The sequence below is a fragment of the Echinicola shivajiensis genome (assembly GCF_018642165.1).
Lineage (GTDB): Bacteria > Bacteroidota > Bacteroidia > Cytophagales > Cyclobacteriaceae > Echinicola > Echinicola shivajiensis.
The window spans coordinates 463,911-481,732 of the sequence record NZ_JAHHZM010000002.1 but is presented as its reverse complement, the minus strand read 5'-3'; the positions used below and the strand labels follow the sequence as shown (position 1 = coordinate 481,732).

Annotated in this window: 20 protein-coding genes; 17 read left to right on the top strand and 3 right to left on the bottom strand. The window is 38.7% G+C overall.

Annotated elements, in window-relative coordinates:
* Positions 1–8 precede the first annotated feature (8 nt).
* The 8 genes from KMW37_RS06510 (at position 9) to KMW37_RS06475 (ending at position 7,078) form a co-directional block, all read left to right on the top strand.
* Positions 9–662, top strand: coding sequence for a tetratricopeptide repeat protein (locus tag KMW37_RS06510; protein ID WP_215223796.1), 654 nt, complete (start codon positions 9–11; stop codon positions 660–662).
* Positions 652–1,305, top strand: a complete 654-nt coding sequence (locus KMW37_RS06505) for a hypothetical protein (RefSeq protein ID WP_246581362.1) — start codon at positions 652–654, stop codon at positions 1,303–1,305. The genes KMW37_RS06510 and KMW37_RS06505 overlap by 11 nt, the downstream gene beginning before the upstream one ends.
* Before the next feature lie 38 nt (positions 1,306–1,343).
* Complete coding sequence (locus KMW37_RS06500) at positions 1,344–2,525, top strand: acetyl-CoA C-acyltransferase (RefSeq protein ID WP_215223794.1); 1,182 nt, start codon at positions 1,344–1,346, stop codon at positions 2,523–2,525.
* Between the two features lie 21 nt (positions 2,526–2,546).
* Positions 2,547–3,854, top strand: a complete 1,308-nt coding sequence (locus tag KMW37_RS06495; protein ID WP_215223793.1) for a toxin-antitoxin system YwqK family antitoxin — start codon at positions 2,547–2,549, stop codon at positions 3,852–3,854.
* A gap of 123 nt (positions 3,855–3,977) precedes the next feature.
* Entirely contained in the window at positions 3,978–4,913 is a 936-nt protein-coding gene (locus KMW37_RS06490; protein WP_215223792.1) for a phosphoribosylaminoimidazolesuccinocarboxamide synthase, read from the top strand.
* A 64-nt stretch (positions 4,914–4,977) separates the two neighbouring features.
* The gene (locus KMW37_RS06485) at positions 4,978–5,352 is read left to right on the top strand and encodes an STAS domain-containing protein (protein WP_215223791.1); all 375 of its coding nucleotides are present in this window, start codon (positions 4,978–4,980) and stop codon (positions 5,350–5,352) included.
* A 2-nt stretch (positions 5,353–5,354) separates the two neighbouring features.
* Complete coding sequence (locus KMW37_RS06480) at positions 5,355–6,269, top strand: ribonuclease Z (RefSeq protein ID WP_215223790.1); 915 nt, start codon at positions 5,355–5,357, stop codon at positions 6,267–6,269.
* Between the two features lie 5 nt (positions 6,270–6,274).
* On the top strand, positions 6,275–7,078 hold the full coding sequence (locus tag KMW37_RS06475; protein WP_215223789.1) for a queuosine precursor transporter: 804 nt from the start codon (positions 6,275–6,277) through the stop codon (positions 7,076–7,078).
* 5 nt (positions 7,079–7,083) lie between these two features.
* Here KMW37_RS06475 and KMW37_RS06470 read toward each other — a convergent pair whose 3' ends face one another.
* Together KMW37_RS06470 and KMW37_RS06465 are read right to left on the bottom strand one after the other, a co-directional pair.
* Positions 7,084–8,085: a bile acid:sodium symporter family protein gene (locus KMW37_RS06470; RefSeq protein WP_215223788.1), complete on the bottom strand. Its 1,002-nt coding sequence runs from the start codon at positions 8,083–8,085 to the stop codon at positions 7,084–7,086.
* 13 nt (positions 8,086–8,098) lie between these two features.
* The gene (locus KMW37_RS06465; protein WP_215223787.1) at positions 8,099–8,842 is read right to left on the bottom strand and encodes a TrmH family RNA methyltransferase; all 744 of its coding nucleotides are present in this window, start codon (positions 8,840–8,842) and stop codon (positions 8,099–8,101) included.
* Between the two features lie 15 nt (positions 8,843–8,857).
* On the opposite strand from KMW37_RS06465, the gene tamL reads away from it, so the two are divergent.
* The 3 genes from tamL to KMW37_RS06450 are packed head-to-tail and all read left to right on the top strand — an operon-like array spanning position 8,858 to position 12,804.
* Positions 8,858–11,275 (top strand): translocation and assembly module lipoprotein TamL, encoded by a 2,418-nt coding sequence (gene tamL / locus KMW37_RS06460; RefSeq protein WP_215223786.1) that lies wholly within the window; start codon positions 8,858–8,860, stop codon positions 11,273–11,275.
* A 34-nt stretch (positions 11,276–11,309) separates the two neighbouring features.
* Positions 11,310–12,215 (top strand): oxygen-dependent coproporphyrinogen oxidase, encoded by a 906-nt coding sequence (hemF, locus tag KMW37_RS06455; RefSeq protein ID WP_215223785.1) that lies wholly within the window; start codon positions 11,310–11,312, stop codon positions 12,213–12,215.
* Between the two features lie 4 nt (positions 12,216–12,219).
* Positions 12,220–12,804, top strand: coding sequence for a phosphatase PAP2 family protein (locus KMW37_RS06450; RefSeq protein ID WP_215223784.1), 585 nt, complete (start codon positions 12,220–12,222; stop codon positions 12,802–12,804).
* A gap of 66 nt (positions 12,805–12,870) precedes the next feature.
* On the opposite strand, the gene KMW37_RS06445 is transcribed toward KMW37_RS06450, so the two are convergent.
* Positions 12,871–13,464 carry a riboflavin synthase gene (locus KMW37_RS06445; RefSeq protein ID WP_215223783.1) on the bottom strand — a complete coding sequence of 198 codons (594 nt, stop codon included), beginning with the start codon at positions 13,462–13,464 and terminating at the stop codon, positions 12,871–12,873.
* 135 nt (positions 13,465–13,599) lie between these two features.
* Here KMW37_RS06445 and KMW37_RS06440 point away from each other — a divergent pair, with 135 nt between their 5' ends.
* From KMW37_RS06440 to KMW37_RS06415, 6 genes are all read left to right on the top strand, one after another.
* Positions 13,600–14,256: a protein-L-isoaspartate(D-aspartate) O-methyltransferase gene (locus KMW37_RS06440; RefSeq protein WP_215223782.1), complete on the top strand. Its 657-nt coding sequence runs from the start codon at positions 13,600–13,602 to the stop codon at positions 14,254–14,256.
* A gap of 82 nt (positions 14,257–14,338) precedes the next feature.
* Positions 14,339–14,878: an acyl-CoA thioesterase gene (locus tag KMW37_RS06435; RefSeq protein ID WP_215223781.1), complete on the top strand. Its 540-nt coding sequence runs from the start codon at positions 14,339–14,341 to the stop codon at positions 14,876–14,878.
* 134 nt (positions 14,879–15,012) lie between these two features.
* Entirely contained in the window at positions 15,013–15,558 is a 546-nt protein-coding gene (locus KMW37_RS06430; RefSeq protein WP_246581361.1) for a hypothetical protein, read from the top strand.
* Positions 15,559–15,591: 33 nt separating this feature from the next.
* The gene (locus tag KMW37_RS06425; protein WP_215223779.1) at positions 15,592–15,918 is read left to right on the top strand and encodes a DUF3817 domain-containing protein; all 327 of its coding nucleotides are present in this window, start codon (positions 15,592–15,594) and stop codon (positions 15,916–15,918) included.
* Between the two features lie 14 nt (positions 15,919–15,932).
* Entirely contained in the window at positions 15,933–16,949 is a 1,017-nt protein-coding gene (locus KMW37_RS06420; protein WP_215223778.1) for a hypothetical protein, read from the top strand.
* A 336-nt stretch (positions 16,950–17,285) separates the two neighbouring features.
* Positions 17,286–17,774, top strand: a complete 489-nt coding sequence (locus KMW37_RS06415; protein WP_215223777.1) for a Dps family protein — start codon at positions 17,286–17,288, stop codon at positions 17,772–17,774.
* Positions 17,775–17,822: the final 48 nt, after the last annotated feature.

The following is a 17,822-nucleotide window of genomic DNA, read 5'->3' as shown; positions in this document are numbered from 1 at the left end:
CCATAACTATGAATAAGATTATTCTGACCACACTTCTATTGATCCCTTCATCTTGGAGCCAAATTTCTGAGAGAAACAAGGCCATAGACCAAGCTGCAGAACAATATGCCAAAGCAGAATATGAGGAATCAGTACGTCAGCATCTGAGCCTACTCAATGAATTTGGTATAACCGCTGAGGAAGCAAATTTTGACCTCGCCTTAAGTTATCAGTTTAATGAGCAGCAAGAAGAAGCCCAAAGGAAATTCCTTGAGCTCAGTGCTGCCAATAATAAGGCCATTGCCTCATCAGCAGCCAACCAAAACGGCGTATTACATGGTAGAGGCGAAAAATATCAGGAAGCCCTACAGGCATTTAAAACGGCATTGATCAAAGATCCTACCAATGACATAGCACGTTATAACTATGAGCTATTAGCCAGATGGCTGGAACAAAATGAAGACCAACAAAAGGATCAGGAGCAGAATGAAAACCAGGACCAGCAGGAACCATCCAATTATGCCAAACGCATGAAAGCCCAAGCTGATGAATTGGTAGACCAATTCAAATTTAAAGAAGCTTTGGATATCATGAACAAGGCATTGGAAATCGATGAAACTGTTTCTCACTATCAGGAGTTTATTAAGAACTTAGGAGACATCAATGAAATCAATGAAAATTAAAATAATTTGCTTTTCCATTGGCATGCTGTTTTTCGGCTTGGCTTCAGAAAATGTGCAGGCCCAAACTGCCATGGCATATTTTAACCAAGCAGCCAAACAATATGTCAATACTGATTATGCCAAGCTAGGGGAAATATTGCAGGAAGGACTGCAGAAATACCCCAATGACCCGAAGCTCAACGCTCTAAAGGATAAATTGCAAGAAGATCAGGAAAAAGAAAACCAAGATCAAAAAGAGCAGAATAAGGATCAACAGGATCAGCAAAACCAAGATCAGCAACAGGAAGGCGATCAAAATCAAGATCAGCAAGACCAGCAACAGCAAGAAAAAGAATCCAAGGACGGTCAGGGTGAAGAGCAAACCCAGGAAGATGGTGCTGAAGAATCTGAAAAAATGGATGAAAAACGTGGCGAAAAATCCGATCGTCAAGAAGCCTCCGAGGAGAAGTCAACCCAAGAGAGTGATTTGAGTGAAAGGGAAAAAGCAATGGAGGAACTCAAGCAGAAATTACAACAGATGAATATTTCACCAGAACAGGCAGAGCAAATCCTAGATGCTATGAACAATGCAGAAATGCAGTATATACAGCAAACCAGGAAAAAGGCCACCAAGCGACCTGACAAAAACCTCCCTGACTGGTAATTGATAAATTTCTATGACCCTATAACCAATAAGCCCAAATGAAAGAAGTTTATATCATATCTGCTGTCAGAACTCCCTTGGGGAGTTTCGGAGGAAAGTTATCTGGACTCAGTGCCATTGAATTAGGTGCACAGGCCATAAGGGGAGCGCTAAAAACAGCTAAAATTGAACCCGAAGCTGTTCAGGAAGTCATTATGGGGAATGTGCTCTCTGCTAATTTGGGACAAGCTCCAGCTCGTCAAGCGGCCTTGGGGGCAGGAATCAACTATAATGTTCCCTGTACTACAGTAAACAAGGTTTGCTCTTCAGGGATGAAATCAGTCATGTTTGCCGCCCAGTCAATCATGTGCGGGCAAAACAATATTATGGTGGCCGGAGGAATGGAAAGTATGTCCAATGTCCCCTACTATATCCCAAAAGCGCGCTTTGGATATAAATTTGGCAATAGTGAATTAGTAGACGGCCTGGCAAAAGATGGCTTGCATGAAGTCTACTATGATTTTCCAATGGGAAATTGTGCCGAGAATACGGCCAAGCATATGAACATATCCAGGGAAGCACAAGATAAATATGCCATACAATCCTATCAGCGATCCGCAGAAGCTTGGAAAAATGGCTATTTCAAAGAAGAGGTTATTCCTGTAGAAATCAAAGGCCGGAAAGGTGAAAGCATTGTCATAGATGAAGATGAAGAATTCAAAAATGTCATTTTTGAAAAGATCCCTCATCTTAGACCTGTTTTCGATAAGGAAGGTACAGTAACTGCCGCCAATGCATCCACCATGAATGATGGAGCAGCAGCTTTGGTACTGGTAAGCAAAGAAAAAGCTGAAGAACTGGGATTGAAACCTATTGCCAAAATCCTGGGATTTGCAGATGCCGCCAGGGATCCTATCTGGTTCACCACTGCTCCTGCCCTAGCCATACCCAAGGCCATAGAAAATGCAGGCTTAAGCAATGCTGATATCGATTATTATGAAATCAACGAAGCCTTTTCCGCAGTAGCCCTTGCTAACCAAGAACAGCTGAACTTATCTTCAGATCAACTAAATGTATTTGGGGGTGCGGTTTCATTGGGCCATCCCTTAGGAGCTTCTGGTGCAAGAATCCTAGCAACTTTAAACTCCGTGCTTAAGCATAAAAAAGGTAAAATTGGTGTTGCCGGCATTTGTAATGGCGGAGGAGGTGCTTCTGCCATGGTCATTCAAAACCTTAGTTAAAATACTATCTTTCTAAGCCCTATGGTCAACAAACTTTTCCCAGCCTTATTCCTGCTTATAATCAGCAACCATTTGGTCTTTGGCCAGGAAAAGATTATCACTTATTATGATTTGGAAAAAACCCAAATCAAAGAAGAATACAAAGAAGTAGACGGGCAAATTACAGGCCCCTATAAACTGTACTACGAAAATGGAGCCCTACAAACTGCCGGCAATTGGAAAGACGGAAAAAGAGAAGGGCTCTTTGTTTATTTCTCTCCTGAAAAACGAGACACCCTAAAAGTCATTAATTTCAAAGAAGATAAAAGAGAAGGGGAATCCTATTCTTATGATCTGGATGGCAACCTAATCCAAATAGCCCATTTCACAGCAGATGTACTTGAAGGGGAAATGAGCACCTATTATCCTGATGGCTCCATTAAACAGAAAACAACCTTTTTTTCCAATAAGCCTCATGGGCAAAGCATTCAGTACTTCCCTTCTGGTGAAGTCATGAACATTGCAAATTATGATTTTGGTGTATTGGATGGAGTTTTCAAGACCTTCTATGAAAGTGGGCAGCTTTCCTCTATTGAGCATTATGACAATGGTCAATTAGAAGGTGAGCTTATTGCTTATTTCCCAAGTGGAAAATTGGAGGAAAAAGCGATCTACAAAGATGGTCAACAAAACGGACTATTTACCAGCTATTTTGAAAATGGAAAAATTGCTCAAACAGGTCTTTACAAAAAAGGCAAGCCAGAAGGAAAATTCCAATCATATTACAATTCTGGTAGTTTAAGAGAAGAGGCCGAATACAAAAATGGAATACCTATAGGTCAACAGCGCATCAATTTCCCCTCTGGAAGCAAAGCTGAAATCATTTCATATAATAAGGATGGTGAAAAAATCACCCATGAATTCTTCCATGAAAACGGTGAAATCCTCAAAACCATCAAATTCACCAATAAGCTCCCTGAGGGAATTGTTAACGTTTTTGATGATAAAGGAAATAAAGTGGAAATCATCCCCTATAAGCAGGGCCAATGGGATGGCACTTACCAACGCTTTGACCAAAATGGTCAATTATTGTTAGAGGGAGGCTTTAAAGCAGGAATGAAACAAGGTGAGGAAAAAGTATATTATCCCAATGGAAAATTAAATACTGTCACCACCTATGACCTTGATTGGAGAATGGGACCCTATAAGCATTTCGGAGAAGATGGTAAGCTAATAGAAGAAGGGGAATTTTGGTATAATAAGAAATACCACGAGTGGAAATACTTTGATAGGGATGGTGAAATTCTAAAAACTGAAATTTTCAATAAAGAAGGTAAATTAATTAAATAATTTTGGGGAGAAAGAAAGGTTAAAAAAATGCTAACCCCTATTTTTGTTATTTAAAATTTTATTCATCGAATTAACCCTCCTTTCTGGTTTTTTACCAATTGGAAATATAAAAATAGCTTTGTCATGAATACAGCAATAAAAGAAACCCAATTTGAATTCCCTGAGCAAACTGGATTCTACAAGGGAAAAGTAAGGGACGTCTATATGTTTAAGGATAAGATTGCTGTGGTGGCATCAGACAGGATTTCTGCCTTTGATGTTGTCCTCCCTCTCCCTATCCCTTTCAAAGGACAAGTACTCAATCAAATAGCCGCAAAATTCCTAAAAGCGACTTCAGACATTGTTCCAAACTGGGTAACATCCACGCCTGATCCCAATGTAACAATTGGTAAAAAATGCGAACCTTTCAAGGTCGAAATGGTTATTAGAGGATACCTAGCTGGACATGCTTGGAGAGAATATAGAGATGGAAAGCGGAGTATTTGCGGGGTAAGCTTGCCAGAAGGCTTGAAAGAAAATGATAAACTTCCAGAGCCAATCATCACTCCTACTACCAAAGCTGATGAAGGACATGATGAAGATATCAGCAGAGAGGATATATTGGCTAAGGGAATTGTAAGTGCTGCAGATTACAGCATTTTGGAAAAATACACCCGCGCTCTTTTCCTGAGAGGAACAGAAATGGCAGCAGAAATGGGATTGATACTTGTCGATACCAAATATGAATTTGGAAAGTACAATGGAGAAATTTTGTTGATTGATGAGGTACATACCCCAGATTCTTCTAGATACTTCTATGCTGAAGGATATAAGGCCAATCAGGAAGCTAACCAACATCAAAAGCAACTTTCAAAAGAATTTGTTAGGCAATGGTTAATCTCCAATGGTTTCCAAGGCAAGGATGGTCAAAGTGTCCCCAATATGCCAAATAATATTGTAAATGATATTTCGGAACGTTATATTGAACTTTACGAGCAGATTACTGGTGAAGCATTTGTTAAGGCTGACAACAGTAATATGATGGATCGTATTAAATCTGCCATCGCAGAAAATATTTAATCTTGGAAACACAAAAAGTGATTAGGCTATTCATATGAATGGCAAAATTTGTAAGTTAAATCCCATGAAATACTCAGTAGATAAAAAAGAACAGTTTGTAGTTTTCACCTTATTGGAAGAAAAACTTGACTCCCCACTTTCCCCAGCATTAAAATCTGAGCTTTTAACAGTTCATGCAGAGGGCTACCGCAATTTGGTTTTGGATATGAGCCAAGTAAAATATGCTGATTCGAGTGGACTAAGTGCGCTACTTGTGGGGCACAGGACCTTTACAGAAGATGGAGGTATCTTCATTATCTCTGCACCTCAGGATCACGTAAACAAGCTTATTAAAATCTCCATGTTGGATAAAGTGTTGACCATTGTGGACTCTCAGGAGGAAGCTGCAGATGCTATATTCATGCATGAAATTAACGGTAGCGAAGAAGACGGCAACTAAATTTGGAATTTACAGTCACCATTTTAGGAGCCAATTCTGCCGTTCCTGCACATGACAGGCATCAAACTTCCCAAATAATCACAGTGGGCAATGACCTGCTTATGATAGATTGTGGGGAAGCAACACAAATTCAACTACAAAGATATAAGGTTAAATCTTCCAAGATTAAACACATATTTATATCACATTTACATGGAGATCATTACCTCGGATTGATGGGAGTGATCTCCACTTTTCATTTAAACAAACGGAAAACGCCCTTGACCATCTACGGTCCGAAAGGCTTGGATGAAATTATTACCACCCAACTTAAATATGGTAATACACAATTAAATTATCCGCTGAAGTTTGTCCCCACCAACCCCAAAAACAAGGAATTATTATTGGATGCCAAAAGATACCAGGTATTTAGTTTTCCTCTAAAGCATCGTTTGCCTTGTACAGGGTTTTATATCATAGAAAAGAGAGGACAGCGGAACCTCATCAAAGAACAGTTATTGGCCCATCCAATGAGTATTGAAGCCATTAACACCCTAAAAAGTGGAAAGGACTTTAAGGATGAAAAAGGTAAAACCATTTACAAGGTTGATGAATTTGCTTACCCTGCTCCTCCTTTGCACCGCTATGCTTTTTGTTCGGATACTATTTATGACCCTAGTTTGGTACCTTATATTCGAGGAGTCGATTTACTTTATCATGAGGCAACATTTATGGAGAGAGAGGCTTACAGGGCATCACTTACCTACCACAGTACAGCTAGGCAAGCTGCCAGGATAGCCAAGGAGGGAAATGTGAAAAAATTACTCTTGGGACATTACTCAACGAGATACCAAGACCTTGATCCTTTATTAAACGAGGCAAAAGAGGTGTTTTTGGGAAGTGAACTTAGCATAGAAGGTGAAACCTATACTGTTTAATCAATATGGAAAAACAAGTGAACAATACTTTTCAAAACAAAAAAACCAACCTTTTCATTATCCTAAGTGGAATTTTTCTTACAAATGCGATTTTGGCTGAAATCATCGGTGTAAAAATATTTTCCGGTGAAGCTACATTGGATCTCAATCCTGCCAATATCAGTTTCTTTGGTGAATATGTACTTGATTTCAATTTAACAGCCGGTGTTTTGTTATGGCCCGTAGTTTTTATCACTACCGATATTATCAATGAATATTTTGGAAAGAAAGGAGTAAGAAAAATCAGTTTTCTTACTGCTGCTTTTATCGCCTATGTCTTTATAGCGATTGCAATAATCACCAACCTACCACCTGCCCAATTTTGGTTGGAGGTGAACAGCAGCACACCAGAAGGAATGCCATTTGATATTGATTATGCCTTTAACACCATATTTCGGCAAGGATTAGGGATTATTATTGGCAGTTTGACCGCTTTCCTTTTGGGGCAGCTTATCGATGTCTTTGTATTTCAGAAATTAAGAAAAGTCACTGGAGCAAAAATGATATGGCTTAGGGCCACCGGTTCCACATTGGTTTCCCAATTAATAGACTCCTTTGTCGTTTTGGGAATTGCTTTCTATGTTTTTGGAAACTGGTCCATTGAGCAATTGATTGCTGTAGGTATTATTAATTACATCTATAAATTTACCGTTGCCATTGTGCTTACACCATTACTTTATCTTGCTCATGATATCATCGACAAATACCTGGGCAAGGAATCTTCTGAAAGAATGATGGAGGAAGCAGCATCCGATACCTCCTTTTTATGATGAAACTATGTGGTAGCAGGCGCTGGCTTTCGGTCTGCTAGCTGCTGAGCAATTATACTCCCCATCACCAGCTGCAGGGCATGATAAAGCATCACTGGAAGTAAAATGACACCAAAGGTCACTGGATCAGGAAAAAGCACTTTCCCCATAGCTGCACCTTGTATCAGGGATTTCTTGGAGCCACAAAACAAAACGGTGATCTGATCTGCCCTATCAAAACCTAAAACCTTTCCAATGCCAAACATGGTCATGGCCATAACCAGGAAAAGCAACAGCATCAAACTTCCAAGGCCAAGCAGAAAAGCCCAGCTTTCTCCTTCAAACATCCCCTGCCCCACTGCCGCCGAAAAAGCCGAAAATACGATCATCAATATGATAGACTGGTCAATATATTTCAAAAACACCCCATACTTATTGACTAACTTGCCCAAGACTTTATGCAGTAAAAACCCTGCTATCACGGGAAACAAAACCTGTAGGCTCAATTGCCAAAAAGTATCCATCAAATCAAAATTCATATTACTTCCTTTCAAAAACAGCTCCATCCATATGGGTGTAATAAAAATCCCAACAATGCTGGAAATGCTGGCATTGAATATTGCGGCGGGAATATTACCGCCTGCGATCGAGACCATCACCACTGAAGCGGATACTGTGGAAGGTAACGCAGAGAGATAAAATGCACCCAACCAAATATTGTTATCCTCCTCTCCAAAAATGCTTTTTACCAATAGCACAACTACGGGAAAGACCAGAAAGGTGGTTGTCTGTATCAAAAGATGGAGTTTCCAATTGGATAAACCTGACTTCAATTTTACAGGATCCATTTTTACTCCATAAAAGAAGAAAATAAAGGAAACCCCATAATGAGTGATCTCTTTAAATGGAATTACACTCTCTTCGCTTCCCCATTCAGGAAATAAATTGGCCAATAAAATCGTGCCCATTAAGGCTAAAAAAAAGCCGTTTAAGCCGGCCTTAACAATCACTTTTTTCAATTTGGTCATCTAACAATCCTTATTAAATATTTCTTTTAAAATTATCACAAATCACCGCTGTTGCAATGGCTACATTCAGGGACTCCGCACTCCCAAATCTAGGGATCGTCAGTTTACAATCTACTAGAGGGGACAGTTCTGTTGAGATTCCGTTTGATTCATTGCCCATAAGAATAATACCTTCTCCTTTTAAAGGGGACTGATGTATATTCTCTCCATCCAAAAAAGCTCCATATACTTTTTGATTCTGTTGAGACAAATATTCCTTCAGTGAGGTGTAAAAAAATTGAATCCTGGTAAATGATCCCATGCTTGCGTGAAGTACTTTTGGATTATACAAATCAGCTGTTTGCTCGGAAAAAATAAGCTTATTGATCCCATACCAATCAGCAATCCTAATAATCGTTCCCAAGTTTCCAGGATCACGGACATCATCCAATGCTATGGCCAGCTCCCCTTCCTGCACTTCGAAAGAATGGTTTTCCTTTATCTTAGCCACCGCCAAGGCCTCATCATTCGTTTTAAAAGCCCCTGCTGACTCTAGATTTTTCTGAGAAACTAAAAAGCTTTGGCCAACAAAGCCATCCACCAAACTGGAATGCTTTTCATAGAATTTTTCTGTGTAAAGAAGTTGGTTAACTTCAAAATCAGATTGCAATAATTCCGTTACATTTTTGGCTCCTTCAACAAAAAAAGCATTCTCTTGCTTACGGAATTTTTTCTGTTGTAAGGATTTAATAAACTTAAGCGTATTTTTGCTGATCATTAAGGTCGAAACATTGTGAATAAAACCAAATATATAAACTTTATACTGTCCGCACTTTTATTTTGTTCCTGCTCCCTTACTCGGGGGCTTGAGGAAAATGAGTACCTGGTATATAATGTTGACCTGAAAGGAATCCAAGCCAGCAATGAGACAAAGTTAAAAGAACTCATCAAACAAACCCCCAATACCCGTATACCAATATTTAACTTTTCTCCAGGGGTAATCATACATAATATCGGCAAGATGAATTATGATAGCCTGCGTCTCGCTGAAAAAAAAGCAAATTATATCAGCCAACAACATGAATTGGAAGCCCAACTGGAGGCGCAACCTGACAATAATAAGCTTCAAAGGAAGTTTTTTAAATTAAACAACAAAATAGAGGACCTAAATAAAAAGCTGGATTATGGTAACTGGTTTATGCGAACGGGCAATCCAAAAACCATATATGACAGTGCAAAGACCTTTGCCACAGAACGTGAAATGAATAATTACCTTGTAAACCATGGATTTTTTGATGCAGAGGTCAGCACTGAAGTGAAGAGAAAAAAGAAAAAAGCTTTTATCACTTATAATATCTCCGAAAATCCCCCCTACATAATTGACAGTCTTTACACTCGATCAGACAATGACAACATTTATCGGCTGCTCAGGGAAAACAAGAAAAAGCAGCTCATCATTCCCAAAAAGAAATACAACCAAGAAGACCTGACAAAGGAAAGACAAAGGGTTGAAGAGCTACTTAAAAACAATGGGTACTATACTTTTTCGAAGTCTTATATAGAATACAATGTTTATAAAGACACGCTAGAAAAGACCGTTTCAATAGAACAAATCATCCGCAAACCAACCTATGCGCAGGATCATAAGGTTTACACCATCGATTCGGTAATTTTCAATATTTCCACCCCTACTGATGTCATTTTAGATCAAGAAGTTATTAAGGAATATGATGATATTACCTATATAATGTACAGAGACCGCTATTCTGAAAAGATCATTGATTCCAGGGTATTTATTAATAAGGGTGATCTTTATAGCCGGTCGGAAGTATTGGAAACCCAGCGGCAATTAGCCAACCTGGATATCTTTAGGTTTGTGAATATTGCCTTTGATACGCTAGGAAATAATATCACCACAAAAATCTACACCCAACCCAATCAAAAATATCAAATCACCAATCAGTTGGGTGCGAGTATTACTGAACAGCTTCCTGGGCCTTTCTTCAGCCATTCCCTTAGAAACAGGAACCTCTTTCGTGGTTTGGAAATCTTTGAATTCAATTTTAGGGCTGGTCTAGAAGGGGTAGCCTCTGCTACTACCGCTGGAGGGGTTTATAGAAGTAGGGAGCTTAATACTTCCGCATCAGTGATCTTCCCTCAGTTCCTCTTCCCTTTTAATAGAAAGGCACTTAATCAATATGGCCGCTACAACCCAAGGACAAGGACGCTTTTGGGTTATAATTATGTCAATCGGCCAGAGTATGTGCGGGAAGGTTTTAACACCATTATAGCCTATAGCTGGGCTACTAGGAACCAAAGACAGCAATATACCATCAATGCCCTTGATGCCAACCTGATCCGCTCAAACCTTGATCCAGCCTTCGAGGAAAGGCTACTGGAGCTGCAGGAACTGGGTAATAACCTAATTAACTCTTTTCAGTCCTCTTATGTCAGTAGTGTTTCTGGACAGGCCATTATCAACTTCAACCAATATGGACTATTCCAAAGAAACCGTTCTTCATTATTACGGCTGTTTATGGAAAGTGGTGGTACTTCCATCAATTTCCTTAACAAAGCCAACTTTGAAAACAGAAGCTTACAGTACTTCCAGTTTTTAAAATTCCAGTCAGATTTTAGGAGATTTATCCCTTTGAGCAGAAAAAGCACTTTCGCCTATCGCCTCAATGCAGGTCTCGCTATTCCATATGGTATTAGTAATGGAGTTCTGCCTTATGAAAAGTATTTCTTTGCTGGAGGAAGTACCAGTATCAGGGCCTGGCAACCGAGGCGCTTAGGGCCTGGATCTTTTACGCCCATTAAAAATGAAGACGGATATTTTGATTATAGGTATGAGCAGCCTGGTGAAATTCTTATGGAAGCCATGTTCGAGTTTCGACGAAAACTATTCGGTTATTTCGATGGGGCCTTTTTCGTTGATGCAGGAAATATATGGACCTTAAAGGAAGACCCAACCCGTGAGGGTGCCCAATTCAAAGCCAAAGAATTCATCAGCGAAATCGCGGTAGGAACTGGCCTTGGTCTCAGAATGGACTTTGACTTTTTGGTCCTAAGGTTGGACATGGGAATTAAGGCCATTGATCCAGCAAGACCAAAGGGAGAAAGGTTCATCTTGGACCAACTCTCCTTCAAAAACCCATTGGGAGAAAAAGGACAGACGGTATTTAATATCGGTATTGGATATCCTTTCTAATCATTTAATTTTAGATTTTGATCAATCAATGACTATGCATAAAATCAGTAAAGAACAGATTTCAGAAGATTTCAAACTCATTCAGGACCATATTTGCAAAGAATTGGAATTAGGTGATGGAAAAGCCAAATTCAAAGAAGATTTGTGGACCCGTGAAATGGGAGGAGGAGGAAGAACCCGTATCATTAAAGACGGAAATATCATTGCCAAAGGTGGTGTAGCCTTCTCTGCCGTACATGGTCCGACCCCAGAAAAAATCCTGAAGAAATTAAAACTTGAAAAAGCTGATTTCTATGCTACTGGTGTCTCCATAGTCATTCACCCTGACAGCCCCATGGTTCCTATCATCCATATGAATATCCGGTATTTTGAGATGAGCAATGGAAAATATTGGTTTGGGGGTGGTATTGACCTTACACCACATTACGTGGACATTGAAGATGCTAAATACTTTCATAGTGAATTAAAAACCACCTGTGATCAATATAATAAAGATTTCTACCCAAAATTTAAGGACTGGGCAGACAATTATTTTTATATAGCTCACAGAAATGAAACCCGTGGTATTGGAGGAGTTTTCTTTGATCGCTTGACATCAACGGAAGAAAATGATTTCGAATCCACCTTTGATTTTGTGAAATCCATAGGCTATCTCTTTCCTAAAATTTACCGCCATTTTATGGCCAAAAACTCCCAGCTACCTTTTGGGGATGAGCACAAAAAGTGGCAGGCCTTAAGAAGAGGACGCTATGTAGAGTTTAACCTCGTTTGGGATGCAGGAACCAAATTCGGTTTGGACACCAATGGCCGAACCGAAAGTATCTTAATGAGCATGCCTCCTCAAGCAGAATGGGAATATATGCATATCCCAGAAGAGGGCTCTCCAGAAGCCAATACATTAAAATACTTAAAAAAAGGGATCGACTGGCAAAGCTTATAATTCAGTGATAGAAACATTAAAAATATGGGATGAGGAGCTTTTTCTATTCTTAAACTCCTTGCATTTGGATTGGCTGGATCCAGTAATGTATGCCATGACCAAAACTTTAATTTGGGTTCCTTTCTATGCATTTTTGGTGTATGTTATTATCAAAAAACTTGGCAAAAGCAGCATTTGGATATTCATTGGAATCTTCTTGGCCATTTTGATCAGTGACCAAACTACCTCTGGATTTATGAAGCCTTTCTTTGAGCGCCCGCGCCCTTGTCATGATCCAAGATGGGAAGGATTAATGTTTAACTATAAAAGGTGTGGTGGCATGTTTGGATTTGCTTCTTCACATGCAGCAAACACATTTGCCCTGGCTACTTACCTTTGGTTTACATTCAAACGGCGCGTGCCAGGCTTTGGCTGGATGTTCTTATGGGCAACTGTAGTAAGTTATACCAGACTCTATCTCGGGGTACATTATCCTGCTGACCTCATCGTTGGTGCTTGTGTTGGCATGCTTGCCGGATGGTTTTCATGGTGGTTGGTAATCAAAATAAAAATGACAGCCATTCGAAAAGTAGAAGAAATGGATGAATGAGATAAAATTAAAGAGCCGGGATAATTAATTATCCCTGCTCTTTAATTTCCACTTTTAGCATAAAAGTTAATTTTCATAACCTTTAATCATTCTCTGAATATACTTGCCTACAATATCAAATTCCAAATTGACTTTATCCCCTATTTGCAATTGATGAAAATTCGTATGTTCATAAGTATATGGGATGATGGCTACCGAAAAACCTCCTGGTCTAGAATTAAAACAAGTTAGACTAGTACCGTTGATGGTAATAGAACCTTTCTCTACTGTTACATTCCCCTTGGAATCATCAAAAGAAAAATCAAATAACCAACTACCATCTTGGGAAGAAATATTTTCTACAGTTCCCACTTGATCTACATGTCCTTGAACAATATGCCCATCAAAACGCCCATCAGCTGGCATACAACGTTCCAGGTTCACCTTCTTTCCTACCAACCACTCCCCTAGGCTTGTCTTTTGAAGGGTTTCATCAATGGCTGTCACCCTATAAACTTCCCCTTCTACTTTCACCACTGTAAGGCAAACACCATTATGGGAAACCGATTGATCTATTTTTAGTTCTCCAGTAATCGGAGAAGATATATCAAAATGAATATTTGTACCTTCTTGGGAAATTCCTTTTATCTCTCCCATTGTCTCTACAATACCTGTAAACATGAAAGCCTGTAAATTTAATGTTCATAAAATCAGGCAATAACTCAAATTGCCCTTTCAGAATTAAAATTAAGCCATTTAATCCATTAACTTAGCATTAAAAAGAAGTTTCGATAAAAATAAGTTCACACATCAAGCATGCTAAAACTGGAGGACAGCTATTCTCATAAAGGCCAAAGAAAAGCACTGGTCAAGACACTTGAAAATAAAGGGATCATGGACAAGAAAGTACTTAATGCCATAGGTACCATACCCCGTCATTTCTTTTTTGACAGTGCCCTTCATTCCCATGCTTATGACGATAAGGCCTTCCCCATTGGCGAGGGTCAGACTATTTCCCAACCATTTACTGTGGCTTTCCAAACCGAATTACTTAATGTTCAACCAGGAGATAAGGTGCTGGAAATTGGGACAGGTTCAGGCTACCAGGCAGCCATATTATACCTTTTGGGAGCAGAAGTTCACTCCATTGAATACAATAAAAAGCTGTTTCAACGGACAAAAAAATTCCTACCTAAAATTGGCATCAATATTAACTTTTACCAAGGAGATGGTTCTTTGGGATTACCGGAACAAGCTCCCTTTGATAAAATAATCGTTACGGCTGGGGCACCAATAGTCCCGAATTCCTTGTTAAAGCAGCTAAAAATTGGTGGCATTTTGGTGATTCCTGTTGGTGATAGAAAAAGCCAAAAAATGATGAGATTCATCAAAAAAACAGCCAAACAAGTAACTCAAGAGTCCTTCAGTAATTTTGCTTTTGTACCTCTATTAGGTGAAGAAGGGTGGGAGTAATCAAAACAATATTCTAAACTTAAAGTTATTGTTCATAGAACTTAGAAACATATTTTATATTTTCGTAAAAAACAAATTTTAAATGGCGAAGATAAAGAAAGTACAAGAATCTGAAGTAATCATGACGGAGATGGTATTGCCCAATGATACCAACACCTTAAATAACCTCATGGGAGGTAAACTGATGCACTGGATGGATATTGTGGGCGCTATAGCAGCTCAAAAACACTCCAATCGCATAGTTGTGACTGCTTCAGCAGATAGTATTTCTTTTCAGCATCCTATTGCTTTGGGCAATGTAGTAACCCTTAAAGCGCAGGTTACCCGCTCCTTTAATTCTTCCATGGAAGTATATATTGAAGTCTGGGCCGAGGATATACCTGCCAATAAAAAGACCAAAACGCACAGGGCCTTTTTTACTTTTGTTGCGGTAGATCAAAATGGTCGCCCTATTGAAGTACCCAAACTCGAGCCTTCTAATCCTGAAGAAGATGAATTATTTGCAGGTGCATTAAGAAGAAGACAGTTGAGACTTGTATTAGCTAAAAGAATGGACCCTAAGGATGCTGTTGAATTGAAATCAATATTTGGCTTCGAAGACGCGTTGGGTAAAAACCAATAAATTGATTATCAACAAGTTGGGGATAAATTTAGCGGGATACCTATGGAAATCCCGCTTTTTTGGTTGCTTGTCGATGTATTTTTGAGCATTTTAGCCATATGGAAGAAATAGACCTATTTAAACTGGGATTATTCATGGAGGAAGATATTGTACTAATTCCTGAAGAAGCCAAAGAATTACTTTTGGCCCGAAAATTCAACCAGTACGAAACAAATATTCTCTCTGAAAACTCAAAAGTTGAAGAACCAATAGAGAATAATGCTTCAGACAAGGATAATAATGTATCATCGATATCCAGTACAATAGACTATGAAGGAGAATTTGAGAAGGGACTGATGGTCATTTACCAAGGTGATACATTGGCAAACGAACTAAAGGACTTCTTATTAAAAATATTAAGAGCTGTTTCCCATTCACTAAAGGATATAGCCCTAGTATCTTCTACGCATCTGGAATCATTAGACCCCAGAGCTGTCAGAAAGTTGAACCCGCATAAAGTTTTGATTTTTGGCAGACTGAACCATCCTTTGGCCCACCTCAAAGAAGTCAGCTATGAAGTAACTGCAGAAAAAGACGTAGAATACATCTTTGTAGATGACCTACAAATAATTTTTGAAGAAGAAAACCTAAAAAGGAAACTTTGGAAAAGCCTTCAAGTGTTTTTTAATATTAACAAATAGTAGATTCCCAGAGTGTGAAACATTAAAGTACCCATGCAGGATAATAAAAAAATCAATGCCCTCAAGCGATTCAGGTATATCAGTATAGCAGAAGGTGCTTCCTTCCTTATTCTGGTATTTATTGCTATGCCCTTAAAATACACCATGGACATGCCAATGGCAGTAAAATACGTTGGTTGGGCACACGGGATTCTATTTATGGCTTATGTTTATTTGGTTTTCCCTACGAAATCCAAGCTTAACTGGACATTCAGAAGAACCCTGTTTGCCTTAATTGCATCAGTTTTACCCTTTGGTCCTTTTCTATTTGATCGAAAAATAAAGAATCAATTAAAGGATATTGAGGTTACTAATGGATAAAGCATTCATTTAGCGTGATTGAAAGGAAAAAACATATTTACCCGATCAATAAGGGGCTTAGGAGGTACCTGATAAAATATGGTAGGGAAATAGACATTCCAATCCATTATAAGGAACTTTTACGTTATGTAAGCTCCATTTCCCTATATGACTCCAAAGGGAATGACACCCTATGGGAAACTGTATTTTATAATGAGCAAGACAGGGAAGACATTCATTATAACCTCAAGAAAATATATGCGATCTTAAAGGCTGAGGGAGACATGAGTGTCATGCAACACCTTTATGTGGATCGTGTAGACATCTGCACTTATGGAAATACCCAGCCGTTTAGGATCCGAATAGTCAACCGCATCAATGATAATTTTGATTATTTTTATGTAAAAATGGCCGATGCTTCTAGGGTTTATGGCTTAGAGCTTGAACACTTGCTCTCTCCTAACAGGATGGGATACCTGGTCTATAAGGACACCCTTGTGGAAGAACATATTGCGGGAATACCTGGTGAGCAGTTTATGCGCCAGCATATTCATGATCCGCTGCTTAACCCCATCCGTATATCCAAGGAATTTGTAAAATTCAATGAGCGATGCTTTGTTCGCTTATTGGGTGACATGCATTCATCTAATTTTGTCGTGGATGTAACCCCTGATTTTGAAGAAATCCATTATAGGATCAGGGCCATTGATTTTGACCAGCAATCTTACGAAGGCAAAAAATCAGTTTATCTACCGCAGTATTTCAAACAAAACAACACCTTAATCCAGCTAGGGATCAAACATATTACTCCCGAATCCATGGCCCAATACCAACGTGAGGAAAGGGCCTTGATAGCGCATAGGTTAAAAACCTCTACCAAGGAAATTGAAGATATATTGTACAGTATGGAAAGAGACACCATTTCCACACCAGAAAATATCGATAACCTTAAGAAGGATTTATCCAAGCATTATAAAACCAGTGAATTTCTGGAATGTAAGAATATGGGCGAAATCCTTCGATTAAGCTTGAGGCAAGTTCTTCACAAGTAGTTAAGCATAGCTGATTCCCTTTATTTCTACTTGGTTTTTACTTCTAGCTATTAAAAACAACTCCCCATTTAGGAAAGTAATATTATTATAAAGTCAATATAGATTTTATACTACTAAACACGATTATTCCCATTTTTTGAATTTACATGATCTAAATTCAGATTGGTTCATAGATCCTTTTAATATGTACCTCTTGGCATAGTATATGCTTTAATAAGGATAGTTTTGCGGTTGATTTTTATCGTAATTACTGATGTATCATTGATACAGGTTATTGGACCCAATAACAGGATTAAACCCAATAATTATATTTTGAACTAAAAAAGAAAACCAAAAATGATTCAGACAGAAAAAAGAGTATTCAAAAAATTAGGCTTTAACAAACAAGAATCAGACAAGATAGTAAACTCCTTAAATAAACTTTTAGCGAACTACCACGTCCACTACCAAAAACTAAGGAATTTCCATTGGAACGTCACAGGTGGAGACTTCTTTGATTTGCATGACAAATTCGAAGAACTATATACGGAATCTTATGAAAACATTGATTTGATAGCAGAGAGAATTCGAGTATTTGGTATGACGCCTTTAAGTTTAATCAGGGAATACTTGGAACATTCAGAGATCAAAGAGGTGGGAACAGATTTACCATCCGATGAAATGGTTAAGGAGGTTTTAAAGGATTTTGAAATATTGGCAGAAAACATGAATGAATGTGCTGAAAATGTAGCAGAACTCGGTGATTCAGCCACAGAGGATATGTTGATTGCTATGATCAAGAGCATAGAACTTCACCATTGGATGCTAACATCATTCCTTAAATAAAAAAAATCCCCGGTTTTTAATGCCGGGGATTTTTTTACTATTATTTTA